General features: G+C 61.5%; 22 protein-coding genes. 11 read left to right on the top strand and 11 right to left on the bottom strand.

The window, feature by feature from the left end:
- Window positions 1-18: 18 nt before the first annotated feature.
- Window positions 19-1,338, top strand: coding sequence for a flagellar hook protein FlgE (gene flgE / locus GDV60_RS20020; protein ID WP_159908551.1), 1,320 nt, complete (start codon window positions 19-21; stop codon window positions 1,336-1,338).
- A gap of 216 nt (window positions 1,339-1,554) precedes the next feature.
- Window positions 1,555-2,559 (top strand): hypothetical protein, encoded by a 1,005-nt coding sequence (locus GDV60_RS20015; RefSeq protein WP_256679323.1) that lies wholly within the window; start codon window positions 1,555-1,557, stop codon window positions 2,557-2,559.
- 102 nt (window positions 2,560-2,661) lie between these two features.
- Here the strand turns inward: GDV60_RS20015 and GDV60_RS20010 are convergent, their stop codons facing one another.
- The gene (locus GDV60_RS20010; protein WP_029300728.1) at window positions 2,662-5,553 is read right to left on the bottom strand and encodes a ribonucleoside-diphosphate reductase subunit alpha; all 2,892 of its coding nucleotides are present in this window, start codon (window positions 5,551-5,553) and stop codon (window positions 2,662-2,664) included.
- 847 nt (window positions 5,554-6,400) lie between these two features.
- Between GDV60_RS20010 and GDV60_RS20005 the strand changes: the two genes are divergently transcribed.
- Complete coding sequence (locus GDV60_RS20005) at window positions 6,401-7,126, top strand: response regulator (protein ID WP_029300726.1); 726 nt, start codon at window positions 6,401-6,403, stop codon at window positions 7,124-7,126.
- A complete protein-coding gene (locus GDV60_RS20000) occupies window positions 7,123-8,733 on the top strand; it encodes an ATP-binding protein (protein ID WP_029300724.1) in 1,611 nt (536 codons plus the stop codon). The genes GDV60_RS20005 and GDV60_RS20000 overlap by 4 nt, the downstream gene beginning before the upstream one ends.
- A gap of 86 nt (window positions 8,734-8,819) precedes the next feature.
- Here the strand turns inward: GDV60_RS20000 and GDV60_RS19995 are convergent, their stop codons facing one another.
- Window positions 8,820-9,536 carry a 4'-phosphopantetheinyl transferase gene (locus GDV60_RS19995; RefSeq protein WP_070994658.1) on the bottom strand — a complete coding sequence of 239 codons (717 nt, stop codon included), beginning with the start codon at window positions 9,534-9,536 and terminating at the stop codon, window positions 8,820-8,822.
- Window positions 9,537-9,684: 148 nt separating this feature from the next.
- Here GDV60_RS19995 and GDV60_RS19990 point away from each other — a divergent pair, with 148 nt between their 5' ends.
- Together GDV60_RS19990 and GDV60_RS19985 are read left to right on the top strand one after the other, a co-directional pair.
- Window positions 9,685-10,362, top strand: coding sequence for a response regulator transcription factor (locus tag GDV60_RS19990; RefSeq protein WP_029300720.1), 678 nt, complete (start codon window positions 9,685-9,687; stop codon window positions 10,360-10,362).
- Window positions 10,359-11,705 (top strand): ATP-binding protein, encoded by a 1,347-nt coding sequence (locus GDV60_RS19985; protein WP_070994657.1) that lies wholly within the window; start codon window positions 10,359-10,361, stop codon window positions 11,703-11,705. Before GDV60_RS19990 ends, GDV60_RS19985 begins: the two co-directional genes overlap by 4 nt.
- A gap of 304 nt (window positions 11,706-12,009) precedes the next feature.
- Here the strand turns inward: GDV60_RS19985 and GDV60_RS19980 are convergent, their stop codons facing one another.
- A complete protein-coding gene (locus tag GDV60_RS19980; RefSeq protein ID WP_159908547.1) occupies window positions 12,010-13,008 on the bottom strand; it encodes an AraC family transcriptional regulator in 999 nt (332 codons plus the stop codon).
- A 334-nt stretch (window positions 13,009-13,342) separates the two neighbouring features.
- On the opposite strand from GDV60_RS19980, the gene GDV60_RS19975 reads away from it, so the two are divergent.
- Window positions 13,343-14,674 carry a dicarboxylate/amino acid:cation symporter gene (locus GDV60_RS19975; RefSeq protein WP_092237622.1) on the top strand — a complete coding sequence of 444 codons (1,332 nt, stop codon included), beginning with the start codon at window positions 13,343-13,345 and terminating at the stop codon, window positions 14,672-14,674.
- Between the two features lie 150 nt (window positions 14,675-14,824).
- A complete protein-coding gene (locus GDV60_RS19970; protein WP_092237619.1) occupies window positions 14,825-16,006 on the top strand; it encodes a CaiB/BaiF CoA-transferase family protein in 1,182 nt (393 codons plus the stop codon).
- 115 nt (window positions 16,007-16,121) lie between these two features.
- Here GDV60_RS19970 and GDV60_RS19965 read toward each other — a convergent pair whose 3' ends face one another.
- Window positions 16,122-16,616: a SprT family zinc-dependent metalloprotease gene (locus tag GDV60_RS19965; RefSeq protein ID WP_029299752.1), complete on the bottom strand. Its 495-nt coding sequence runs from the start codon at window positions 16,614-16,616 to the stop codon at window positions 16,122-16,124.
- Window positions 16,617-16,745: 129 nt separating this feature from the next.
- Window positions 16,746-17,348 carry a Yip1 family protein gene (locus tag GDV60_RS19960; RefSeq protein WP_029299750.1) on the bottom strand — a complete coding sequence of 201 codons (603 nt, stop codon included), beginning with the start codon at window positions 17,346-17,348 and terminating at the stop codon, window positions 16,746-16,748.
- A 365-nt stretch (window positions 17,349-17,713) separates the two neighbouring features.
- Between GDV60_RS19960 and ttcA the strand changes: the two genes are divergently transcribed.
- Window positions 17,714-18,538: a tRNA 2-thiocytidine(32) synthetase TtcA gene (gene ttcA, locus GDV60_RS19955; RefSeq protein ID WP_029299748.1), complete on the top strand. Its 825-nt coding sequence runs from the start codon at window positions 17,714-17,716 to the stop codon at window positions 18,536-18,538.
- Between the two features lie 67 nt (window positions 18,539-18,605).
- Window positions 18,606-19,277, top strand: coding sequence for a DNA-3-methyladenine glycosylase I (locus GDV60_RS19950; protein ID WP_159908545.1), 672 nt, complete (start codon window positions 18,606-18,608; stop codon window positions 19,275-19,277).
- Window positions 19,278-19,374: 97 nt separating this feature from the next.
- Here the strand turns inward: GDV60_RS19950 and GDV60_RS19945 are convergent, their stop codons facing one another.
- Genes GDV60_RS19945 through arsC form a run of 3 tightly spaced genes read right to left on the bottom strand, consistent with a single transcriptional unit; the run spans window position 19,375 to window position 20,727 of the window.
- On the bottom strand, window positions 19,375-19,779 hold the full coding sequence (locus GDV60_RS19945) for a DUF2069 domain-containing protein (RefSeq protein ID WP_029299744.1): 405 nt from the start codon (window positions 19,777-19,779) through the stop codon (window positions 19,375-19,377).
- A complete protein-coding gene (gene wrbA / locus GDV60_RS19940; protein ID WP_029299742.1) occupies window positions 19,763-20,377 on the bottom strand; it encodes an NAD(P)H:quinone oxidoreductase in 615 nt (204 codons plus the stop codon). The genes GDV60_RS19945 and wrbA overlap by 17 nt, the downstream gene beginning before the upstream one ends.
- Window positions 20,374-20,727 (bottom strand): arsenate reductase (glutaredoxin), encoded by a 354-nt coding sequence (gene arsC, locus GDV60_RS19935; protein ID WP_092237613.1) that lies wholly within the window; start codon window positions 20,725-20,727, stop codon window positions 20,374-20,376. Before arsC ends, wrbA begins: the two co-directional genes overlap by 4 nt.
- Before the next feature lie 115 nt (window positions 20,728-20,842).
- Between arsC and GDV60_RS19930 the strand changes: the two genes are divergently transcribed.
- The gene (locus GDV60_RS19930) at window positions 20,843-21,304 is read left to right on the top strand and encodes a TlpA disulfide reductase family protein (RefSeq protein ID WP_159908543.1); all 462 of its coding nucleotides are present in this window, start codon (window positions 20,843-20,845) and stop codon (window positions 21,302-21,304) included.
- Window positions 21,305-21,427: 123 nt separating this feature from the next.
- Here GDV60_RS19930 and GDV60_RS19925 read toward each other — a convergent pair whose 3' ends face one another.
- The 3 genes from GDV60_RS19925 to GDV60_RS19915 all read right to left on the bottom strand — a co-directional run bounded on the left by GDV60_RS19925 (window position 21,428) and on the right by GDV60_RS19915 (window position 23,330).
- Complete coding sequence (locus GDV60_RS19925) at window positions 21,428-21,832, bottom strand: META domain-containing protein (protein WP_029299736.1); 405 nt, start codon at window positions 21,830-21,832, stop codon at window positions 21,428-21,430.
- Window positions 21,829-22,269: a hypothetical protein gene (locus GDV60_RS19920; RefSeq protein ID WP_029299734.1), complete on the bottom strand. Its 441-nt coding sequence runs from the start codon at window positions 22,267-22,269 to the stop codon at window positions 21,829-21,831. Before GDV60_RS19920 ends, GDV60_RS19925 begins: the two co-directional genes overlap by 4 nt.
- A gap of 71 nt (window positions 22,270-22,340) precedes the next feature.
- The gene (locus GDV60_RS19915) at window positions 22,341-23,330 is read right to left on the bottom strand and encodes a 2-hydroxyacid dehydrogenase (RefSeq protein WP_104910740.1); all 990 of its coding nucleotides are present in this window, start codon (window positions 23,328-23,330) and stop codon (window positions 22,341-22,343) included.
- Between the last annotated feature and the right edge of the window lie 89 nt (window positions 23,331-23,419).

Genomic DNA, 23,419 nt, shown 5'->3' with positions numbered 1-23,419 from the left:
CGGCAAGAGGAGAGAAACATGTCTTTTAATATCGGCCTTAGCGGCCTCTATGCGGCCAACAAACAACTGGACGTGACCGGCAACAACATCGCCAACGTCGCGACCACCGGCTTCAAGTCGTCCCGGGCAGAGTTCGGCGACATTTATGCCGCGTCCCGCCTGGGCACAGGCAATAAAACCATCGGTACCGGCGTGAACCTGGCGGCGGTTTCCCAGCAATTCACCCAGGGTGAAGTCAACGGCAGCGGTGGCGTGTTGGACATGGGCATCCAGGGCGGCGGCTTCTTCGTACAGAAGGGCAGCGACGGTTCGCTGGAGTACACCCGTAATGGCTCGTTCCAGGCCAACAAAGACGGTTACATCACCAACAACACCGGCACCTCGCGCTTGCAGGGTTATGCAGCCGATGAAGATGGCAAAATCTCCAAGAGCGGCCTGACCGACCTGCGGATCAACCTGTCCAACTTGCCGCCTAAAGCGTCGACCAAGGTTGACTCCAGCAGCAACCTGAACTCCTCCAAGCCGGTGATCGACCAGGCGACCAGCCCGTTTGATCCGACGGTAGCGAGCTCGTTTACCGAGCAGTACGGCACCACTTTGTATGACACTCAAGGCAATGCCCATGAGATGGTGCAGTACATGGTGAAAACCGGCTCCAATACCTGGAAGTCCTACACCCTGATCGATGGGCGTAACCCTGACGGTACGCCGGTCAAGGGAACGGGCGCGGTTGCCCCGGTGGCCTCCACGGTGACATTCGATACATCAGGCACCCTGAAGGGCATCGTCACCCCGCCGAGCACTGTATCCAACACCACCCTGACCATCAGCAACTGGAAGCCGGGCGTCATGGACAACGGCGTGTGGAACCCTGACAACGGGGCGGCGGCCAACCCGGGCGGTATCGCGATCAACATGTCCGATATCACTCAGTACAACTCGGCCAGCTACCGCAACCCGCCGATCACCGATGGCTACGCCACCGGCGAAATCACCGGGCTGAAAATCGACGGCAGCGGTGTACTGTTCGCCACCTTCAGCAACCAGCAGAGCAAGGCCATCGGCCAGATCTCCCTGGCCAGCTTCAACAACGAGCAAGGGTTGCAGCCGGCAGGTGGCACCACCTGGAAAGAAACTTTCGCTTCGGGCCAGCCTGGCTACGATGCACCAGAAGCCGGGACCCTGGGCTCGATCGTGGCCAACTCCCTGGAGAACTCCAACGTCAACCTGACCAACGAGCTGGTGGACTTGATCAAGGCCCAGAGCAACTACCAGGCGAACGCCAAGACCATCTCCACCCAGAGCACCATCATGCAGACCATCATTCAGATGACCTGATGGGTTAGCGCTGCACAAGAAGCCCCTCGTCAGAGGGGCTTTTTTGTGGGCGTGGGAAAAGCACCGGTGCCGCATTGGGTTACGCACTGAAATGCTTGGGAAAGGAACGCTTCAATCGGCCCGCACCACTGATCGGGGCAAGAGCCCAGGGGGCTCATCGATCAATGGGGGCTGAAAATGTGGAACTCCGGGGTGTCCGCGCCAGGTAATGGGCGCATGGCTTTTGTGCCGACTGTTACGCGTCGGGAGCCTGCTCCCATCGAACCCGTCAGTGACGTGTCGGCGGTCAAGACGTTGTTCAACCAGTTGTTCGAGGCCGAGCAAACCTCCAAGACCCAGACGGCTCAGGACTTGCGCGACAAGTTGAATGAACTGCGTCAGAAGTTGGGTGATGAGAAATTCAAGGAAGCGCTTAACAAGCTGATCGAGGAAGCGGATGACAAGTTTCTACAGTTTCTCAAGCGGATGCTGGACGAGTGGTTTCCCAGCGACGATGTGGCCCCTCCGTCGCCCAAAGGTGGCGGTGGCGGTGGAGGTGGGGGTGGAGGTCGCGGCGGCAATGTAAATCCCGCTAATTTCGGCCCTACCGAGAGCATGAGCAACAAGCCGATCACCAACGGTGCGCAGCATTTCAACTACAAACCTGATAAGAGCAACCCCGGTAAGAAGCCGGACAATATCTGGAGTGGCTTCAGCCAGGGGCCTAGCAGCAATTGTGTAACGGTTTCTGCCATAAAGGCCGCAATGATGCATTTCGGCCAGAAACCCACGGACATTTTCAGGGATGTGAAGGAGACGAGTACGGGCTATGACGTGACCATGCGCGACGGCTTCAAGCTGTCCTTGTCCAGGGACGAGTTGCGTCAGGCGGCTACCCACGCGCGTTTCCAGGGGGATGACCCGGCGATGATGACCGATGCCAACTTCCTGTTTGCCGCCAGTGCCAAGCGTGCACAGATGGAAAACAATGATGGCGTTGCCGGACGCAGTTTTATGGCGGCGATGAACAGCCTCAACGATGGTGAGGCTGCGCGTGAAGGCCTGGACCGCCTGGGCCTGAAAGGGCATTACAGGCCGGCCACGGACGCTGACTTGCGAAACAGCAAGGCGGGGACGGTGGAATACAAAGGTCATTCAATGGCGGTGATCAATGGCCGTATTGAGTTGTGGGGCGCGCGAGGCGGGCGGCCAGAGTCGGGTATCGCCACCGTATTGTTCTAGGTTGCGCTGCAGCTTTTGCCAGGCAAAAGAAAACCCCCGATACACCATAGGCCTATCGGGGGCTTTTCATCCTTGGGGGGTTAAACCCAAGGTGCTGTCAGCTTACTGGCAGGCTTCGCAATCCGGCTCGTCGATCGCGCAGGCTTTAGGCACTGGCGCTGGGCCGGCCGGCGCTGCGAGAACCGAATCATCACCGTGGTTACCGCTGGATACAGCGTTCAGCTTGCCGGTGTTGATGGTGGACTTCTCGGTGCTGGTCGCGGCCAGGGCACGGAGGTAGTAAGTGGTTTTCAGGCCACGGTACCAAGCCATGCGGTAGGTCACGTCAAGCTTCTTGCCCGATGCGCCGGCGATGTACAGGTTCAGGGACTGTGCCTGGTCGATCCACTTCTGACGACGGCTGGCGGCGTCAACGATCCACTTGGTGTCCACTTCGAACGCGGTCGCGTAGAGCTCTTTGAGTTCTTGCGGGATGCGCTCGATCTGCTGTACCGAACCGTCGTAGTACTTAAGGTCGTTGATCATCACCGAGTCCCACAGGCCGCGGGCTTTCAGGTCGCGGACCAGGTACGGGTTGATCACGGTGAATTCGCCCGACAGGTTCGATTTCACATACAGGTTCTGGTAGGTCGGTTCGATCGACTGCGACACGCCAGTGATGTTGGCGATGGTCGCGGTCGGTGCGATGGCCATGATGTTGGAGTTACGAATGCCTTTCTGCACACGGGCACGTACCGGCGCCCAGTCCAGGGATTCGTTGAGGTCAACATCGATGTACTTCTGGCCACGGGCTTCGATCAGGATCTGTTGCGAGTCCAGCGGCAGGATGCCCTTGGACCACAGCGAACCCTGGAACGTCTCGTAGGCGCCGCGCTCGTCGGCCAGGTCGCAGGAAGCCTGGATCGCATAGTAGCTGACCGCTTCCATGGACTTGTCGGCGAACTCGACCGCAGCATCCGAACCGTAGGGAATGTGCTGCAGGTACAAAGCGTCCTGGAAGCCCATGATGCCCAGGCCGACCGGACGGTGCTTGAAGTTGGAGTTCTGCGCCTGTGGCACCGAGTAGTAGTTGATGTCGATCACGTTATCGAGCATGCGAACGGCGGTGTTGACAGTGCGTTCCAGCTTGGCGGTGTCCAGCTTGCCGTTGACGATGTGGTTCGGCAGGTTGATCGAGCCCAGGTTGCAAACGGCGATCTCGTCCTTGTTGGTGTTCAAGGTGATCTCGGTGCACAGGTTCGAGCTGTGGACCACGCCCACGTGCTGCTGCGGGCTGCGCAGGTTGCACGGGTCCTTGAAGGTCAGCCATGGGTGGCCGGTTTCAAACAGCATGGACAGCATTTTGCGCCACAGGTCTTTGGCCTGGATGGTCTTGAACAGCTTGATCTTGCCTGGGTACTGGGACAGGGCTTCGTAGTACTCGTAGCGCTCTTCGAAGGCCTTGCCGGTCAGATCGTGCAGGTCTGGCACTTCCGATGGCGAGAACAGGGTCCACGGGCCGTCATCGAAGACGCGCTTCATGAACAGGTCAGGGATCCAGTTGGCGGTGTTCATGTCGTGGGTACGACGACGGTCATCACCGGTGTTCTTGCGCAGCTCGATGAACTCTTCAATGTCCATGTGCCAGGTTTCCAGGTAGGCACACACAGCGCCTTTGCGCTTGCCACCCTGGTTGACCGCGACAGCGGTGTCGTTCACCACCTTGAGGAACGGCACGACGCCCTGGGACTTGCCGTTGGTGCCCTTGATGTACGAACCCAGTGCACGGACCGGCGTCCAGTCGTTGCCCAGGCCGCCAGCGAATTTGGACAGCATGGCGTTGTCGTGGATCGCGTGGTAGATGCCCGACAGGTCATCCGGCACGGTGGTCAGGTAGCAGCTCGACAGCTGTGGACGCAGGGTGCCGGCGTTGAACAGGGTCGGAGTCGACGACATGTAGTCGAAGGACGAAAGCAGGTTGTAGAACTCGATGGCACGGTCTTCTTTGTGCTTCTCTTCGATCGCCAGGCCCATGGCCACGCGCATGAAGAACACCTGCGGCAGTTCGAAACGGATCCCGTCCTTGTGGATGAAGTAACGGTCGTACAGGGTCTGCAGGCCCAGGTAGGTGAACTGCTGGTCACGCTCGTGGTTGATCGCCTTGCCGAGTTTTTCCAGGTCGAAGGTGGCCAGGATCGGGTTCAGCAATTCGAATTCGATACCCTTGGCGATGTACGCAGGCAGGGCCTTGGCGTACAGGTCGGCCATTTCGTGGTGGGTGGCGCTATCGGCCACGCCCAGGAACCCCAGGCCTTCGGCACGCAGGGTGTCCATCAGCAGGCGCGCGGTCACGAACGAGTAGTTCGGCTCACGCTCAACCAGGGTACGGGCGGTCATCACCAGGGCGGTGTTGACGTCGGTCAGGGCCACGCCGTCGTACAGGTTCTTCAGGGTTTCACGCTGGATCAGGTCGCCGTCGACTTCTTCCAGGCCTTCGCAGGCTTCTGTGATGATGGTGTTCAGGCGGCCCAGGTCCAGCGGCGCGAACGAACCATCAGCCAAGGTGATACGGATCGACGGGTGGGCTTGCACGGCTTCGGCGGACGGCGCGTGTACGGCACGTTCCTTGGCGCGCGAGTCGCGGTAGATCACGTAGTCGCGGGCGACTTTCTGCTCGCCGGCGCGCATCAGGGCCAGTTCGACCTGGTCCTGGATTTCTTCGATGTGGATGGTGCCGCCCGACGGCATGCGACGCTTGAAGGTCGCGGTGACTTGTTCGGTCAAGCGGGCAACGGTGTCGTGGATACGCGACGAAGCGGCAGCGGTGCCGCCTTCAACTGCAAGAAACGCTTTGGTGATGGCGACGGTGATTTTGTCATCGGTGTAAGGAACGACAGTGCCGTTACGCTTGATCACGCGCAATTGGCCGGGCGCGGTGGCGGACAGATCCATATTCGAATCAGCGCCCTGCGGCACGGAGCCTTGCGGGTTCTCGCGAGTTGTGTCGGTTTGCATGGGGGGTTGTCTCCACATTCTATATTTATTTGGGCACCATCACGGTGCCCACCGTTCCGTCCTGAAGCACTTACAACAGGCCTTGGCCTGGCATAACAACCTCGGGACAGGAGGAAGGGAGCTGTTCGCGCCGCTTCCATGCCGAAGTCTTCGGTTCCAAGCCCTGGGCTCTTTACCGTATTCCTGTGTGGGTGTCGTTTGTATTGCAACACCCGTACCGTTTTCTCCCGTTGGGGCTTGAAAACAGCAGCCATCCGCGTGCGCGGTTTGGGCTTTCGAAAAAGGTTTAAGTTCCACCAAACAGGAGCAAGAAAGCTCTTGAGTTTCTTGTCTGATTTGTGTTTGGTCTTGTCGCTTGAAACCCTACATGTAGGGTTTTTTTTGCGACGAGGTACAAGATAATGCGTTTTGGGGGGCTTAGCAACGCACTACCTGTGGATAACGCTGTGGGTAAAATGTGTATGAAAGGTGGAACCGCCGTGTAGGCCGCAGTACTGCTGCATCGCACCGTTTGTCACCGAATATTCCAAGCTGAAAACACCCGGTTGGATTTTTGCGGGCGCGAACCCTATCACAAAAAATCGCGATCACCGAATGCATTTCCTGGCTTGTGTTGCAGGGTCAGGCCATGGCTACAATCGGCCTTTATTCCTACACTGTTATGCCCTTTATGCATGACAAATTTGGTACGGCTGGCGAAGATCAAAATGTGGGAGCGGGCTTGCCCGCGATAACGGTGGATCAGCAGTAGGTATGTTGCCTGACACACTGCTATCGCGGGCAAGCCCGCTCCTACATTTGAACCTGCGCAGTCCTGACAAATCCCTTATAAAAACGAGGACCACCCGTGGAGCAAGAAGCCTGGCAGGTACTGATTGTCGAGGACGACCAGCGGCTGGCTGAGTTGACCCGTGACTACCTGGAAAGCAACGGCCTGCGGGTCTCCATCGAGGGCGACGGAGCCCTGGCGGTGGCGCGGATCATTGCCGAGCAGCCGGACCTGGTAATCCTCGACCTGATGCTGCCCGGCGAAGACGGCCTGAGCATTTGCCGCAAGGTGCGCGAGCGCTACGACGGGGTGATCCTGATGCTCACCGCGCGTACCGACGACATGGACCAGGTCCTGGGCCTGGACATGGGGGCCGATGACTATGTGTGCAAGCCGGTGCGCCCGCGCCTGCTGCTGGCGCGGATCCAGGCGCTGTTGCGGCGCAGCGAAAGCGCCGAGCCTGCCGCCCCGGAAAAACAGCGGCGCCTGCAATTCGGCCCCCTGGTGGTCGACAACGCCTTGCGCGAAGCCTGGCTGCACGATGGCGGCATCGAACTGACCAGCGCCGAATTCGATCTGTTGTGGCTCTTGGTGGCCAATGCCGGTCGCATCCTGTCTCGGGAAGAGATCTTCACCGCCTTGCGCGGTATCGGCTACGACGGCCAGGACCGCTCCATTGACGTACGCATCTCGCGGATCCGCCCGAAAATCGGCGACGACCCCATCCACCCGCGCCTGATCAAGACCATTCGCAGCAAAGGTTACCTGTTCGTCCCCGAAGCCGCCGCCGATATGCTGTCGTGAACTCGATCTTCCTGCGTATCTATGGCGGCATGTGCGCGGCGCTGATCCTCGTGGCCCTGCTTGGCGTATTGGCGCTGCACCTGCTCAATGAGGTGCGCAGCGGCCAGTACCGCGAGCGGCTGGCCCACGGCACCTTTGCCCTGATGGGCGACAACCTGCAGCCGATGAGCAGCATCGAGCGCCAGCGCGCCCTGGCGGTGTGGGAGCGATTGCTGGGGATTCCCTTGCAATTGCAGACGGTGGCGGATGCCCGCCTGGACCTGAGCCAGCGCAATCGCCTGCAGCGTGGCCAGGTCCTGGTGGAGCAGACCGGGCCCCATGCGGCCCGGGTATTGCGCCTGGTCAGTGAGAAGGAGCAACTGCTGCTCACCGGCGAAGTGCAGCAGATCAGCGAGCAGTTGGCCCGGGCCACTATTTATTTGCTGGCCGACGAACTGGTGCGTTTTCCAGTGGCCGAGCAGCCGCAGCGGTTGGCCGACCTGAAAGACGCCAAGGGCTTCGGCTTTGAAATGCACCTGCTCAAGCTCGACGAAGCGGACATGGACGAGGACCAGCGGCGTCGCGTGGCCGAAGGCGACACGGTGATGGCCCTGGGCAAGGGCGGCGACTCGATCCGTGTGTTTGCCGGCATGGTCGGCACGCCGTGGGTCCTGGAAATCGGCCCGCTGTACCAGATGAATCCTTACCCGGCGCAATGGCTGGTGCTGATTGCATTGATTGGTCTGACCCTGATCGGCTTGATCGTGTATTTGCTGGTACGCCAACTGGAGCGCCGCCTACGCGGGCTCGAAGCGGCCGCCACGCGCATCGCCAAGGGCAACCTGGAAGCGCGGGTGCCGGCGCGCGGTGCCGACTCGGTAGGGCGCCTGGCGGCGGCCTTCAACGGCATGGCCGAGCACTTGCAGCGCCTGTTGGCGATTCAGCGTGAATTGGTGCGCGCGGTGTCCCATGAGTTACGCACCCCGGTGGCCCGCCTGCGTTTTGGCCTGGAGATGATCGGCGACGCCGCGACGCCCGAAGCCCGGCGCAAATACATGGAAGGCATGGACAGTGATATCCAGGACCTCGACGGCCTGGTGGATGAAATGCTCACCTATGCGCGCCTGGAGCAGGGTTCGCCGGCCCTGAGTTTCCAGCGGGTCGACCTCAGTGCCTTGCTCGACCAGGTGATCGGCGAGCTGGCACCCTTGCGGCCAGGGATCGAGGTGGCGCGGGGCGTGTGTCTGTCATCGGCGCACCTGGATGCGGCCTGGGTCGACGCCGAGCCGCGCTACCTGCACCGCGCCCTGCAAAACCTGGTGAGCAATGCCATGCGCCATGCGCAGTCGCGGGTGCTGATCAGTTACCAGGTGGGGCAGGTGCGTTGCCGTATCGACGTCGAAGACGATGGCCCAGGCGTGCCGGAAAGCGCCTGGGAGCGGATCTTTACCCCATTCCTGCGACTGGACGACAGCCGTACACGCGCCTCGGGTGGGCATGGCTTGGGTTTGTCGATTGTGCGGCGGATTATCTACTGGCACGGCGGCCGGGCATTGATCAGCAAGAGCAACAACCTGGGCGGGGCGTGTTTCAGCCTGAGCTGGCCGCGGGATCAGGACAAGACTTGAGAGCGTCATCGCAGGCAAGCCAGCTTGCATTCCAAAGGATGTACTCGGTCAACTGTGGGAGCTGGCTTGCCTGCGATAGCGCTATATCAGGCACCGATGGCCACGAGGCTCAACAACTGCCCGTCATCCACCGCAAACTGCCCCTCCAGCTCCTTGCCATAACACCACTCACTGGACAAATCCGTCAGCAATCGCAAGCGCAAAAATCCTGAATCGGACCACTCCACCACCTCGGCATGCTCAAAGTAGAAACGCTTCTGCACAATCGGGTAGAGCGCCTTGAACAGACTCTCCTTGGCCGAAAACGTCAGGGTCACCAGCTGCGCAACCTGCTCCCTTGGCCCTGTGGCCATGCGCTGCATCTCATCCGGAGTAAGGATTTCCCCGGCCAGGCGCTCGGCCCGCTCAAGGGGCAATAGGTTTTCCAGGTCCATGCCCAGCCCGCGCCACTGGGCCTTGTGGCCGACGATGGCGGCGGCATGCCCGGTGCTATGGGTGATCGAGCCGCTGATATGCGAGGGCCACACCGGGGCGCGGTCCTCACCGATGGCGGGGATAAAGTCCAGGCCTTCTAGCTGTTGCAAGGCGCTGCGGGCGCACAGCCGGCCCGCCAGAAACTCCGCCTGCCGCTTGGCCACCGAGCGTTGGATACTGGCCGGCGGCGGCACGGCGCAGCGCTGGAAGTCGCCGGGTTCGAGCAATTTGGGCTCGAAACGGGTGCTCAGGAACACCGTGCCGGGCAAGGTGGCGGGCAGCGGCCAATGGTCATCAAGTGGGGTGCAGCAGGCGGGTATCGGGTTCATGCCGGCTATTCTGCACGGGGCGGGACCTGCCTGGGTAGCCCGCCGGTTCAGACTGTGTTCAGTTCAACCGCCGTAAACTGCGCAAGCATACCTTCAGGGCCGCTATGATGGTTCCCTGCGGGACGGTGGATTGGCCTTGGAGAGTGTTATGAAATTGCTGGTTGTCGAAGATGAGGCGTTGTTGCGCCATCACCTGCTGACCCGTCTTGGCGACAGCGGCCACGTGGTCGAAGCCGTGGCTAACGCCGAAGAAGCGCTGTACCAGACCGGGCAATTCAATCATGACCTGGCGATCATCGACCTGGGCCTGCCAGGCATGGGCGGCCTGGACCTGATCCGCCAACTGCGGGCCCAGGCCAAGACCTTCCCGATCCTGATCCTCACCGCGCGCGGCAACTGGCAGGACAAGGTCGAAGGCCTGGCCGCCGGGGCCGATGACTACGTGGTCAAGCCGTTCCAGTTCGAAGAGCTGGAGGCGCGGATGAACGCCCTGTTGCGCCGCTCCAGCGGTTTTACCCAATCGACCATCGTCGCCGGCCCCTTGCTGCTGGACCTCAACCGCAAGCAGGCGTCCCTGGACGAGCAGCCCCTGGCGCTGACGGCCTATGAGTACCGGATCCTCGAATACCTGATGCGTCATCACCAGCAAGTGGTGGCCAAGGATCGGTTGATGGAACAACTCTATCCCGATGATGACGAGCGTGATCCGAACGTGATCGAAGTGCTGGTCGGCCGCCTGCGTCGCAAGCTCGAAGGCCCGGCCGGGTTCAAGCCCATCGACACCGTGCGTGGCCTGGGCTACATGTTTAACGAGCGCTGCCGTTGATTCGTTCGCTGCGTGTGCGCCTGATGCTGGCGGCCACCACCTTGGCCGTATTGTTCATGCTCGGGCTGTTACCGGCGATGCAGGGCGCGTTCAGCCTGGCGTTGCAGGATTCCATCGAGCAGCGCCTGGCGTCCGATGTGACCACCCTGATCTCTGCCGCGCGGGTCGATAACAACCGCTTGCTGATGCCGGCGCAGTTGCCGGACGAGCGCTTCAACCTGACCGATAGTCGCCTGCTGGGCTATATCTACGACCGTGAAGGCCATCTGGTCTGGCGTTCGCGGGCGACCAGGGAAGAAAACATCAACTACCGGCCGCGCTACGACGGGCGCGGCAACGAGTTTGCGAAGATCCGCGAAGCCAACGGCCAGGAATTTTTCGTCTATGACGTCGAGGTCAAGCTGCTGGGCGGCAAGAGCGCGGCGTTCAGTATTGTCGCCCTGCAACCGGTGCGCGAATACCAAGTGACCCTTGAAGGCCTGCGGGAGAACCTCTACCTGGGGTTTGGCGCTGCCTTGCTGGTGCTGCTGAGCCTGCTGTGGATCGGCCTGACCTGGGGCTTGCAGGCCTTGCGCCGGCTGAGCCAGGAGCTGGATGAAATCGAAGGCGGCACCCGGGAGAGCCTCAGCGAGCAACACCCGCGGGAGCTGTTGCGCCTGACCGGTTCCCTCAACCGCTTGCTCCATAGCGAGCGCGAGCAGCGCACCCGTTACCGCGACTCCCTGGACGACCTGGCCCACAGCCTGAAAACCCCGCTGGCGGTGTTGCAGGGGGTGAGTGAAGACATGGCCCAGCGCCCCCAGGACCTTGAACAGGCGCGGGTCCTGCAGTCGCAGATCGAACGCATGAGCCAGCAGATCAGCTATCAATTGCAGCGCGCCAGCCTGCGTAAAAGCGGCCTGGTGCGCCACCAGGTGCGCCTGCGCCCGGTGCTGCAAAGCCTGTGCGACACCCTCGACAAGGTCTACCGCGACAAGCGCGTGCGCGTGTCTTTCGCGCTACCAGAGCAGTGCGACGTGCCCATCGAGCAAGGCGCCTTGCTGGAGTTGCTCGGCAACCTGCTGGAAAACGCCTACCGCCTGTGCCTGAGTGAGGTGCGCGTGACCCTGGATGAAAGTGCCGATGGCGTGCGCTTGTGCATCGAAGACGACGGCCCCGGTGTGCCACCCGACCAACGTGCGCGGATCCTGCAGCGCGGTGAGCGGTTAGACCGCCAGCATCCGGGGCAGGGGATCGGGTTGGCGGTGGTCAAGGACATTATTGAAAGCTACGGCGCACGGTTGACCCTGGGGGATTCGCCTCTAGGGGGCGCGGCGTTCAGGATTCATTTTCCGGCTGTTTGATCTTTATTGGATTGACCGGCCGCATCGCAGCATCGGTATCTACACAACTTTGCCGCAACGCCTAAATCCAGGCAGATAGCGCAGTTGTGGCGAGCGGGCTTGTCCCGCGCTGGGCTGCGAAGCAGCCCCAATAAGCCGAATGCGTTGTACCAGATACACCGCAGCGGCTGGTTTTGGGGCTGCTTCGCAGCCCAGCGCGGGGCAAGCCCGCTCGCCACGGGGGGCGTCAGTTTCTGAAAATCGTGTAGATACCTATGCGCATCGCTGGCTTGCCTGCGATGGCGCCCGTCCAAACAATACATCCTCAACTTTCCTGCGCCCGATAAGCCCCCGGCGTCACCCCCGTCCACTTCTTGAACGCCCGGTGAAACGCCGACGGCTCGGAAAACCCCAACTGCTCGGCGATCTCCTGCAACGACAGATCCGCCCGCCCCAGATGAAAAATCGCAATATCCCGCCGCAGCTCATCCTTGAGTGCCTGGAAGCTGGTGCCTTCCTCACGCAAATGCCGGCGCAGGGTCTGTGGGCTGATGTGCAGGTGCTGCGCCACGGCTTCCAGGTCGGGCCAGGGTGTGCGGTCGCGGCTTAACAGACGCCGCAACTGGCTGCTCAGGCTGTCGCCTTCGTCCGGTCGCGACAGCAGGTCGGCGGGGGAGCGTTCGAGGAAATGCTTGAGGGTGCGCTCGTCCTGCAGCAGCGGCAGGCTCAGGTACCGGCTATGGAACACCAGGCTGCTGCGGGCTGCGCTGAACACCAGGGGGCAAGGGAACAGCAGGTCGTACTCACTGGCATGGGCCGGCGCCGGGTAGCTGAACGTCGCTTGCTCCAGGCGGATACGCTGGCCAATCAACCAACTGCCGAGGCGATGCCAGATCACCAGCAGGGACTCGCTCAAAAAGTGATCCGGGTCCCACAGTTGCGAGTCATCCAGGCTCAGGCAGGCCATATCGCCTTCGCGGCTCAGGCGCCAGCGTGGCCCCTGGGGGAACAGGCTATAGAACAACAGGCCGCGCTCCAGCGCCTTCTCCAGGGTGCGGCAGTGAATCAGCGCGTGGCACATCATGGCGAAGGTCCCACGCTTGCTCGGCCCATCGGCGAAACCCAGGTATTCGTCATCCAGGGCCAGCCACAGCTTCTGCAACAGCTGCGTGAACTGCTCCGGCGCGATGCGTGCGCGGGGCTCTGCCAGCAATTGCGGGGTAATGCCCAGTTGCTGCAGCAGCGTCGAGCAGTCGTAGCCGGCCCGGTGCGCACCGCCCAAGGCCGCGCGGGCGTAATGACTGGCGATGGTGCGTTCGCGCATGCAGGGGCCTCGTCCATTGAGTGGCCGATGGTAGCCATCATGTCTGGGCTGGACAAGGCGGATATCCGCCAAATTGTAGGACGAGATTAGGCGGGTGGGCGGATATCCGCCACCTGCGGCCCCCCCTGAAACAGCCATGAATTTTCGTCAGCCCCCATGAGCCAAGGGTTACAGGGTTTTTCAGGAAAGTGGCACGCAGTTTGCGATAAGGAGTACAGACCTGCCAGCCAGCAGATCGCCAAAACAAATCCCTCCAGTGCAGGAGGGTTCGCAATTCAAGTGTCGTGGGCAATGGCGGATATTTGCCACACGGGACTCTTGAGGAAACTTTGCAATGACGACTCGTCAGCCGTTCTACAAAACCCTGTACTTCCAGGTAATCGTTGCCATCGTTATCGGTATCCTGCTCGGTCACTTCTACCCGCAGACGGGTGTGGCCCTCAAGCCACTGGGTGACGGCTTTATCAAGCTGATCAAAATGGTCATCGCCCCGATCATCTTCTGTACCGTTGTCAGCGGCATCGCCGGCATGCAGAGCATGAAGTCGGTGGGCAAGACCGGCGGCTACGCGCTGCTGTACTTCGAAATCGTCTCCACCATCGCCCTGTTGATCGGCCTGATCGTGGTCAACGTGGTACAGCCAGGTGCTGGCATGCACATCGACGTCGCCACCTTGGACGCTTCGAAAGTGGCTGCTTATGTCACCGCCGGTAAAGACCAGAGCATCGTCGGCTTTATCCTCAACGTGATCCCGAACACCATCGTCGGCGCCTTCGCCAACGGCGATATCCTGCAAGTGCTGATGTTCTCGGTGATCTTCGGTTTCGCCCTGCACCGCCTGGGTGCCTATGGCAAGCCGGTGCTGGACTTCATCGATCGCTTCGCCCACGTGATGTTCAACATCATCAACATGATCATGAAGCTCGCGCCAATCGGTGCCCTGGGCGCCATGGCGTTCACCATCGGAGCCTACGGTGTTGGCTCGCTGGTGCAACTGGGCCAGTTGATGATCTGCTTCTACATCACCTGCATCCTGTTCGTGCTGGTAGTACTGGGTGGCATCTGCCGCGCCCACGGCTTCAGCGTCCTGAAACTGGTGCGCTACATCCGTGAAGAACTGCTGATCGTACTGGGTACTTCCTCCTCTGAATCCGCACTGCCGCGCATGCTGATCAAGATGGAACGCCTGGGCGCGAAGAAGTCGGTGGTTGGCCTGGTTATCCCGACTGGCTACTCCTTCAACCTCGACGGTACTTCGATCTACCTGACCATGGCTGCCGTGTTCATCGCCCAGGCGACTGACACCCACATGGACATCACCCACCAGATCACCCTGTTGCTGGTGCTGTTGCTGTCCTCCAAAGGCGCTGCAGGTGTGACCGGCAGTGGTTTCATCGTACTGGCCGCAACCTTGTCGGCTGTTGGCCACCTGCCGGTTGCCGGCCTGGCGCTGATCCTCGGCATCGACCGCTTCATGTCCGAAGCCCGCGCCCTGACCAACCTGGTGGGTAACGCCGTAGCGACCATCGTCGTTGCCAAGTGGGTCAAGGAACTGGACACCGACAAGCTGCAAAGCGAGCTGGCTTCCGGCGGTACCGGTATCTCCGAAACCCGCGAACTGGATGACCTGGGCGTAGCCGAAGGCCCGGCGCCAGCGATCAAGTAAACGCTGACGCACACTAAAAAACCCATCTTCGGATGGGTTTTTTAGTGTGCGCACGAGCACAACGGTCACTGTCGATGATGGTTACGGTAATTGCCGCTAGCGCCCAAGGCTGACTACTCTGTGCCCCATCGAACTGGAATCGGAGCTCCCATGTCAGGCCCCTTGGCGTCCCTCAAAGTGCTGGATTTCTCGACCTTGTTGCCGGGGCCTTTTGCCTCGTTGCTGTTGGCGGACATGGGCGCCGAGGTACTGCGCATCGAATCCCCGACGCGCATGGACCTGTTGCGCGTGTTGCCGCCCCACGACCGTGGCGTTTCGGCCAGCCATGCCTACCTCAACCGCAACAAGCGCAGCCTGGCCCTGGACCTCAAGCAGCCCGAGGCGCTGGAGATCGTGCGGCAACTGGTGGCCGACTACGACATCGTGCTGGAGCAGTTCCGCCCCGGGGTCATGGAGCGCCTGGGCTTGGGTTATGAAGCGCTGAAGGCGATCAACCCGAAGCTGATCTATGTGTCCATCACCGGCTACGGCCAGACGGGCCCCTACAAGGATCGCGCCGGGCATGACATCAATTACCTGGCACTGTCTGGCGTCGCCAGCTACACCGGGCGTGAGGACAGCGGCCCGCTGCCCCTCGGCGTGCAATTGGCCGATGTGGGCGGTGGCTCGTTGCACGCCGTGGTTGGCCTGCTCGCGGCGGTGATTGCCCGGCAGCACAGCGGGGTGGGCCAGTACCTGGATGTGAGCATGACCGACTGCGCCTTCAGCCTCAACGCCATGGCCGGCGCGGCCTACCTGGCCTGTGGCGTGGAGCCCGGGCGCGAAGACCAGGTGCTCAATGGCGGCAGCTTCTACGATTACTACCGCTCGCGGGACGGGCGCTGGCTGTCGGTGGGCAGCCTGGAACCAGGGTTTATGCAGCAACTGTGTGGCGCGCTGGGGCGCCCGGAACTGGCGGCCCTGGGGTTGTCGCCCAAGCCCGAGCAGCAGAAGGCACTCAAGCAGGCATTGCAGGTCGAGTTTGAGCGGCACAGTTTTGAGGAGCTGTGTGCGTTGTTCGCTGGGGTGGATGCCTGCGTGGAACCGGTCCTCAGTTTGGGCGAAGCCCTTGAACACCCGCAGTTACAGGCCCGGGAGCTGGTGAGCCAGGTGCCCCGCGGGGATGGTTCGTTCCAGGCGCAGATGGCGTGCCCGCTGAAGTTTTCCGAGGGGTTGCCGGCGCCGAGGCATATTGGGGGGGCGGTGGGGGCGCACAGTGATGAAGTGTTGGGGGAGTTGGGTTTCAGTCTTCAGCGGATTGCCGAACTGCGGGGGGCCAAGGTGGTGGGGTAGTGGCTGTTCTGGCCCCTTCGCGGGCAAGCCCGCTCCCACATTTTGATTTGTGAATACATTCAGAATGTGGGAGCGGGCTTGCCCGCGAAGGGGCCGGAACAGGCACCCCAAAACCTCACTCCACCCGCGTCTCCCCAGTAAACACCAACGTCTCCCGACAGCGCCGGCACAAATACCGCCGCCCCTGGTTCACCAACCCATGGCGCTGGGCCGAGAACGCAAAGTCACTGTCGGCACACGGGCACCGGTAGATATAACGGGTCACGCGCCGTCGCTGGATCTCATAGGTGTGGCACCGATCAGGCGGCAGTTCGTAGACCCCGCGCATGATCAGTTGCCATTCCTCGCCATGGGGCTGGATGCGCTCGCCGAACAATTGGTGGGCGATCAGGTGCGCCACTTCGTGGGCCACCGTCTGTTTGAGGAAGTGTTGGCTGTTTTCTCGATACAACTGGGGGTTGAAGCGCAGCAGGTTCTCGTGCAAATGCGCGACACCGGCTTTCTGCCCACGCAGCTTGAGGCTGACCTGGGGGCGTTTGAAACTTCGTTTGAAAAAGGATTCGGCTTGCAGGAAACAATCTTCGACGCGGGTATTGAGTTGCTCGGGCATGCTGTACATATCTCCAGAGACGTCCAGTATGCCGCATCCAAGGGTATTTCCGAATCTGTCAGGCGCCGAATGGTCATGCATAACGCGCAAAGCCACCTTGCGGTGGCTTTTCCTGCGGTTGAAAGCGCGTCAGTTGGTGTAGATCGGCCCCACGCCCAGGCCCCAGACAATCACGGTAAAGGCCATGATCGCCACCAGTACCACCAGGCCTACCGCCAGCACCGAGCTGGAAAACAGGAAGCCTTCGTCCGGGTCGATGCTCATGAAGGTCGGTAACCCCACGTACAGCAGGTAGACGGTGTAGCAAATCGCCGCCGTGCCCACCACCATGCCCAGCCACATATGTGGATACAACGCCGCCAGCCCGCCGATAAATAGCGGCGTGGCGGTGTAGGTGGCGAACGCGACGCAGCGCGCCATGCTTGGATTGGCGTCATAGGTGCGCGCCATCCAGTGAATGAAGGCGCCCATCACCGCGACGCCGCCGAGCATCGCCAGGTACGACATGATGGTCATCCACAACGCACTGTCCTGGGTCAGCATGACCGGGGAGCGATTGCCGATGACCCAGCCAACCTGGGTGGTGCCGATAAAAGCCGATATGGCGGGGATCGCCGCGAGAATCAGCGTGTGAGTGAGGTACATGTGGCCGATGCTTTCTTCTTTATCGCCACGAATTTCCCGCCATTCCTGGTCGGGATGGGTGAAAAGCCCCACGACGTGATGGATCATGCCAGTCACTCCTGTCGTTATTACCATCGCCCCCCAAGCGGAGCGCCCGCCGGCCAAGTGGCCTGAAAGGTCTGGATATATGTGCGACCTCAAGTCGCAGTATAGGAAGTGATGACCGGAAAAAGTGTGTGGCTTTAGAGCAAATTGCACTGTAAACACTGGGCTTAATCGCGCCTGGGTCTGTGACGTGGAATGCAGTCCCCTGTGGGAGCGGGCTTGCCCGCGATAGCGGTAGGTCAGGCAGCGGATTTATTGATCGATCCACCGCCATCGGGAGCAAGCCCCCTCCCACATTGGAACTCGGTGCTCCATACCGCTAAAATACCCGGCTTTTCGTCACACACCTTTTCGCGGATCCAAGCGCCATGGGCACCCTTACCGTCAATCAGAACAAACTGCAAAAACGCCTGCGGCGCCTGGCCGGTGAGGCTGTCGCTGACTTCAACATGATCGAGGAGGGCGACAAGGTCATGGTCTGCCTGTCTGGCGGCAAAGACAGCTACACCATGCTGGACGTGCTGATGCACCTGCAGAAGGTCGCGCCGATCAAGTTCGACATCGTTGCCGTGAACATGGACCAGAAACAACCCGGGTTCCCCGAGGATGTGCTGCCGGCCTACCTCAAGACTCTCGGCATCGAATACCACATCGTCGAGAAAGACACCTATTCGGTGGTCAAGGAACTGATCCCGGAAGGCAAGACCACCTGCTCGCTGTGCTCGCGCCTGCGTCGTGGCACCCTGTACACCTTTGCCGATGAAATCGGCGCGACCAAGATGGCCTTGGGTCATCATCGTGATGACATCGTCGAGACCTTCTTCCTCAATATGTTCTTCAACGGCTCCCTCAAGGCCATGCCGCCCAAGCTGCGTGCCGATGACGGGCGCAACGTGGTGATCCGCCCGCTGGCGTATTGCAACGAGAAGGACATCCAGGCCTACTCCGACTTCAAGCAATTCCCGATCATCCCCTGCAACCTCTGCGGCTCCCAAGAGAACCTGCAGCGCCAGGTGGTCAAGGACATGCTCCAGGAGTGGGAGCGCAAGACGCCGGGGCGCACCGAAAGCATCTTCCGCAGCCTGCAGAATGTGATTCCGTCGCAGTTGGCCGACCGCAACCTGTTCGACTTCACCAGCCTGCGCATCGATGAAACCGCCGCTTCGCGCTTCGTCAACATTGTGAACCTCTGAGCCTTTTCCAGGCTCTGACAGACGGCGCTCATGGGCGCCGTTTTCATTTCAACCCGTAGGAGAGGGCATGCGCGACTACAAATGGCTGCACGAATACTGTCTGAACCGCTTTGGTTCGGCGGCCGAGCTGGAAGCCCACCTGCCGGTGCCCAAGACGCCGGCGCAATTGCGCCAGATCAGCGATGACCGCTACCTGTCGACCCTGTCGCTGCGGGTATTCCGCGCCGGGCTCAAGCACAGTGTGGTGGACGCCAAGTGGCCGGCGTTCGAGCAGGTGTTCTTTGGTTTTGATCCAGAAAAAGTCGTGTTGATGGGCGCCGAGCACCTTGAGCGCCTGATGCAGGACACGCGGATCATCCGCCACCTGGGCAAACTCAAGAGCGTGCCACGCAATGCGCAGATGATTCTCGACGTCGCGCAGGAAAAGGGCAGCTTCGGCGCACTGATCGCCGATTGGCCGGTGACCGATATCGTTGGACTGTGGAAATACCTGAGCAAACACGGCCACCAGATGGGCGGGTTGTCCGCGCCGCGCTTCTTGCGCATGGTAGGCAAGGACACTTTTGTGCCGAGCTATGACGTGGTCGCGGCGCTCAATGCGCAGAAGATTGTCGACAAGGCCCCCACCAGCCTGCGGGACCTGGCGACGGTGCAGGCGGCGTTCAACCAGTGGCACGCCGAGAGCGGGCGGCCGATGTGCCAGTTGTCGATGATGCTGGCCTATACCGTCAACCATTGACCTGTAGGAGCGAGCTTGCTCGCGAAAAACCTGAGGGCGCCGCGTGCATTCTGAATGCCCGCGTCATCGTTAACGTTTTTCGCGAGCAAGCTCGCTCCTACATGGCCAACCGCCGATTGAGCTGGAACCGCCAACGCACATACAGCAGCGCCGTGCAGAACACTGCCACGCTCGCCAGCATCTCCAGCACGCCAAACCACTGGCGGTTGGGGTCATAGGCCGCCAGGGCGCCCTTGATGAAATACAGGTTCACCACAAAACACATCCACGAATGCCCGCGCGCACTGCCCATGAGCATGCCTGGCGCGAGGATCAGCAGCGGCACCAGTTCGATCAGCAGGATCACCCAGGGCCGGGCGCCATGCAGGTCGGCGACCAGCAGGTAGTAAACGCAGAGCAGGCCTACCAGGCCAAAAAACGCCAGCAGGCTCAAGGCCCGAGCCACCTTGACCCGGGGTTCGAGCCAGGCCTGGGGCGGCAGGACTTTAGGCTTCTTGGCCACGGCCACTCTCCAGTTTCGCTGCCGTCTTCGCCAGGCGCAGGCCGAGGGCGCGGCACAGGGCGATTTCATGGGGGTCCAGGGCACGCTTGCCGTCAGCGCCGGAATGGTGGCTGGCGCCGTAGGGCGTACCGCCGCCCTGGGTGTCGAGCAACGCCTGTTCGCTGTAGGGCAGGCCGGTGATCAGCATGCCGTGGTGCAGCAGTGGCAGCAGCATCGACATCAAGGTGGTTTCCTGGCCGCCGTGCAGGCTGGCGGTCGAGGTGAACACCCCGGCCGGCTTGCCGACTAGGGCGCCGGTCAGCCACAGGTTGCTGGTGCCGTCGAGAAAGTACTTCAACGGCGCGGCCATGTTGCCAAAGCGCGTCGGGCTGCCCAGGGCCAGGCCTGCGCAGTTCTTCAGGTCGTCGAGGCTGGCGTACAACGCACCTTCGGCCGGGATGCTCGGCGCTACGGCCTCACACTCGCTGGAGATTGCCGGCACCGTGCGCAGGCGCGCCTCCAGGCCGCCTTGCTCGATGCCCCGGGCAATCTGCCGGGCCATTTCGCTGACCGAGCCGTTGCGGCTGTAATACAACACCAGGACGTAGGGCGCGCTCACGGCAGGATCTCCAGGATATTTTCCGGCGGGCGGCCAATCACGGCCTTGTCGGCGGTGGCCAGGATCGGCCGTTCCATCAACTTGGGGTGGGCGGCGATGGCAGCAATCAATTGCGCCTCGCTGAGGCTGGCGTCGGCCAGGTTGAGGGTCTTGTATTCGTCTTCGCCGGTGCGCAGCAGTTGCCGGGCGCTGATTCCCAGTTTGCCGAGCAGGGCTTCAAGCTGCGCGGCGTCCAGCGGGGTTTCCAGATAACGCACGACGGTGGGCGCCAGGCCACGGGCTTGCAGCAGTTCGAGCGCACCGCGGGATTTCGAGCAGCGCGGGTTGTGATAAAGCGTCAGATCGGTCATGTGCGGGTCGCATCTTGCGTAAGGTGGCGGGTATTCTACCTGCGCTGCGGCTTGTGCTTAAACCGTAAGAGGCGATCGGCCGCAGCCCACGTTCATTTTTGCTAAGGATTACCCCATGACACGGCGACTGATAGGCGCACTGGCAGTTATCACCACCCTCCTGCTCAGTGGCTGCGGCAATGATTATGGCGTCGACCAATACGGTCAGAAAGTCGCGTCCGAACGCGTCGACAAGCAATGGCTGGTGGTCAATTACTGGGCCGAGTGGTGTGGCCCGTGCCGCATCGAAATCCCTGAGCTCAACGCCCTGGCCGAGCAGCTCAAGGGCCAGCCGGTGAGTCTGTTCGGCGTCAACTTCGACAACGTGCAGGGTGAAGAACTCAAGAGCGCGAGCGAGAAGCTGGGCATCAAGTTCACCGTGTTGGCACAGAACCCCGAGGCGATTTTTGATATCCCGCGCAGCGAAGCGTTGCCGGTGACCTACATCATCGATGACAAGGGCAAGGTGCGGGCGCAGATGTTGGGTGAGCAGACGGCGGAAGGTGTACTGGCCAAGCTCAAAGAGTTGCGCGGCTGAAGCTTCGCGATCTCTGTAGGAGCGAGCTCGCTCGCGAAGCACTCACAGGCACCGCGTTCATCCGGGATGCACGGGTTTTTGTTGACGTTCTTCGCGAGCAAGCTCGCTCCTACAGGCGTTGGGTCAGCCTTCTTCCAGCCACAGGCGCAGTGGCTTGCCCTCGGCAGGCCAGAAACGGGTCTGCTCGATGGGCGAGATATCCCAGCGCTGCACGGTTTCCAGGGCCTTGAAGAAGCGCTGCTCTTGCTCCATCAGGGCTTCGGCACACAGCTTGCGGGTACTGCCGATCTTGCCGAAGCTGAGCTTGTCACCGTCCAGGCTGTAGGGCGCGAACCAGTGGTTGCAGCCGCCATTGCCATAGGCCCGGCCATCGGCGCCGAGGGTCACGGTCAGGTGAGCGTAATCCATCAGCGGCCGTTCGCCGATCCATTCGACGATGTAGCTGTGATCCTGCTTGAGCTTGACCTCATCGCTGGCGCAGCCGGCGAGGCCGACGCCCAGCGCGGCGAGCACCAGCAGGCGCTTCATTGCGCGGCCTTCTGGCATTTCGGGCAACGGTGTTTATCACCGACAGTGGCCCAGCCCAGCTCGGCGATGCGCGCGGTGGCCGCCGGTTGCAGTGGCTCCTTGGTCAGCTTGGTCTCCACCGAGAACTCAAACTCCAGCACCGCGTCGCAGCTGTCGCAGTTGACCTTCCAGGTGTGAATTTCCAGCTCGCCGAACTTCGGCCCTTGCGCCATGGCGACCCATTGCCCGGCCGGGCGGATGGAGTAGCGCGCATCGCCTTCGACGGTCAGGCGCATCGACAGGGTCTTGCTGCCGCGCAAGGTGACGATCAGCACGTCGCCATGCTTGATCGAGCCACCATTGCCGGTGACTTGGTAACGACCCGGCACCAGGGCGCGGCATTCGATCAGGGTGTGTTGTGGGCTCAGCAAACTGAAGCGGAAATCGTGTTCGGCCATGGATCCTCCAAATAGGCGCGGCATCCTATCACGCTCGCCTGTTTACCATGCGCGCGGTATGTGACCGTTGATCATCCGTGCACCAGGTTTTGCGGTTGACCGCTGGCCCAGGCCTGGATATTGGCCAGGGTGGTCCCGGCAATCGCCGCCAGCGCTTCGCGTGTCAGGAATGCCTGGTGCGCGGTGATGATTACATTGGGGAAGGTCAGCAGGCGCGCCAGCACGTCGTCCTGCAACGGCAGGTCCGAGCGGTCCTCAAAAAACAGTTGGGCTTCTTCCTCGTACACATCCAGGCCCAGGTAGCCCAATTGCCCGTCCTTGAGCGCTTCGATCAGCGCCGGGGTATCCACCAGGCCGCCGCGGCCGGTATTGATCAGCATCGCCCCCGGCTGCATATGGGCCAGGGATTGGGCATTGATCAGGTGCTTGCTGTCGGCGGTCAGCGGGCAGTGCAGGCTGATGATCTGCGCCTGGGCCAATAACTGGGGCAGGTCGACATAGCGCGCGCCAAGGGCTTCGACCTGCGGGTTGGGATAGGGGTCGTAGGCCAGCAAGGTGCAGCCAAAACCGGCCATGATCTTGGCGAAGGTCGCGCCGATCTGCCCGGTGCCCACTACGCCAACGGTCTTGCCTACCAGGTCGAAGCCGGTCAGGCCGTGCAGGCTGAAATCGCCGTCGCGGGTGCGGTTGTAGGCGCGGTGCAGGCGACGATTGAGGGCCAGCACCAGGGCCACGGCATGTTCGGCCACCGCGTGGGGCGAGTAGGCAGGCACCCGCACGATGGTCAGGCCCAGGCGTTTGGCGGCGGCCAGGTCCACATGGTTGTAGCCGGCCGAGCGCAGGGCGATCAGGCGCGTGCCACCGGCGGCGAGGTGTTCGAGCACCGCTGTGCTGAGGTCGTCGTTGATAAAGGCACAGACCACTTCGTGCTTGTCGGCCAGGGCCACGGTATCGAGGTTCAGGCGTGCCGGTTGGAATTGCAGCTCCATGCCTGCGGGCAGCGGTTCGGCGAGAAAGCTGTCGCGGTCATAGGTCTGGCTGCTGAATAGAATGATGCGCATCAAAGGGCTCCCTGCAAGATAGCGTGTGGTACCTGTAGGCGCCGGCAAGCCGGCTCCTACAGGTATGTTGCCCGTCATGGGGGTTTGGC

Origin of the sequence: Pseudomonas sp. DTU12.1 (assembly GCF_009873475.1) — a bacterium.
Lineage (GTDB): Bacteria > Pseudomonadota > Gammaproteobacteria > Pseudomonadales > Pseudomonadaceae > Aquipseudomonas > Aquipseudomonas proteolytica.
This window is presented reverse-complemented; position numbering and strand designations above follow the sequence as displayed.

Excerpts from the sequence above, each read along its gene's own strand:
- flgE (WP_159908551.1), top strand. The coding sequence starts at position 19 with ATGTCTTTTAATATCGGCCTTAGCGGCCTCTATGCGGCCAACAAACAA.
- GDV60_RS20015 (WP_256679323.1), top strand. The coding sequence starts at position 1,555 with ATGGCTTTTGTGCCGACTGTTACGCGTCGGGAGCCTGCTCCCATCGAA.
- GDV60_RS20010 (WP_029300728.1), bottom strand. The coding sequence starts at position 5,553 with ATGCAAACCGACACAACTCGCGAGAACCCGCAAGGCTCCGTGCCGCAG.
- GDV60_RS19995 (WP_070994658.1), bottom strand. The coding sequence starts at position 9,536 with ATGAACCCGATACCCGCCTGCTGCACCCCACTTGATGACCATTGGCCG.
- GDV60_RS19990 (WP_029300720.1), top strand. The coding sequence starts at position 9,685 with ATGAAATTGCTGGTTGTCGAAGATGAGGCGTTGTTGCGCCATCACCTG.
- GDV60_RS19980 (WP_159908547.1), bottom strand. The coding sequence starts at position 13,008 with ATGCGCGAACGCACCATCGCCAGTCATTACGCCCGCGCGGCCTTGGGC.
- GDV60_RS19975 (WP_092237622.1), top strand. The coding sequence starts at position 13,343 with ATGACGACTCGTCAGCCGTTCTACAAAACCCTGTACTTCCAGGTAATC.
- GDV60_RS19970 (WP_092237619.1), top strand. The coding sequence starts at position 14,825 with ATGTCAGGCCCCTTGGCGTCCCTCAAAGTGCTGGATTTCTCGACCTTG.
- GDV60_RS19965 (WP_029299752.1), bottom strand. The coding sequence starts at position 16,616 with ATGCCCGAGCAACTCAATACCCGCGTCGAAGATTGTTTCCTGCAAGCC.
- GDV60_RS19960 (WP_029299750.1), bottom strand. The coding sequence starts at position 17,348 with ATGATCCATCACGTCGTGGGGCTTTTCACCCATCCCGACCAGGAATGG.
- ttcA (WP_029299748.1), top strand. The coding sequence starts at position 17,714 with ATGGGCACCCTTACCGTCAATCAGAACAAACTGCAAAAACGCCTGCGG.
- GDV60_RS19950 (WP_159908545.1), top strand. The coding sequence starts at position 18,606 with ATGCGCGACTACAAATGGCTGCACGAATACTGTCTGAACCGCTTTGGT.
- arsC (WP_092237613.1), bottom strand. The coding sequence starts at position 20,727 with ATGACCGATCTGACGCTTTATCACAACCCGCGCTGCTCGAAATCCCGC.
- GDV60_RS19930 (WP_159908543.1), top strand. The coding sequence starts at position 20,843 with ATGACACGGCGACTGATAGGCGCACTGGCAGTTATCACCACCCTCCTG.
- GDV60_RS19925 (WP_029299736.1), bottom strand. The coding sequence starts at position 21,832 with ATGAAGCGCCTGCTGGTGCTCGCCGCGCTGGGCGTCGGCCTCGCCGGC.
- GDV60_RS19920 (WP_029299734.1), bottom strand. The coding sequence starts at position 22,269 with ATGGCCGAACACGATTTCCGCTTCAGTTTGCTGAGCCCACAACACACC.
- GDV60_RS19915 (WP_104910740.1), bottom strand. The coding sequence starts at position 23,330 with ATGCGCATCATTCTATTCAGCAGCCAGACCTATGACCGCGACAGCTTT.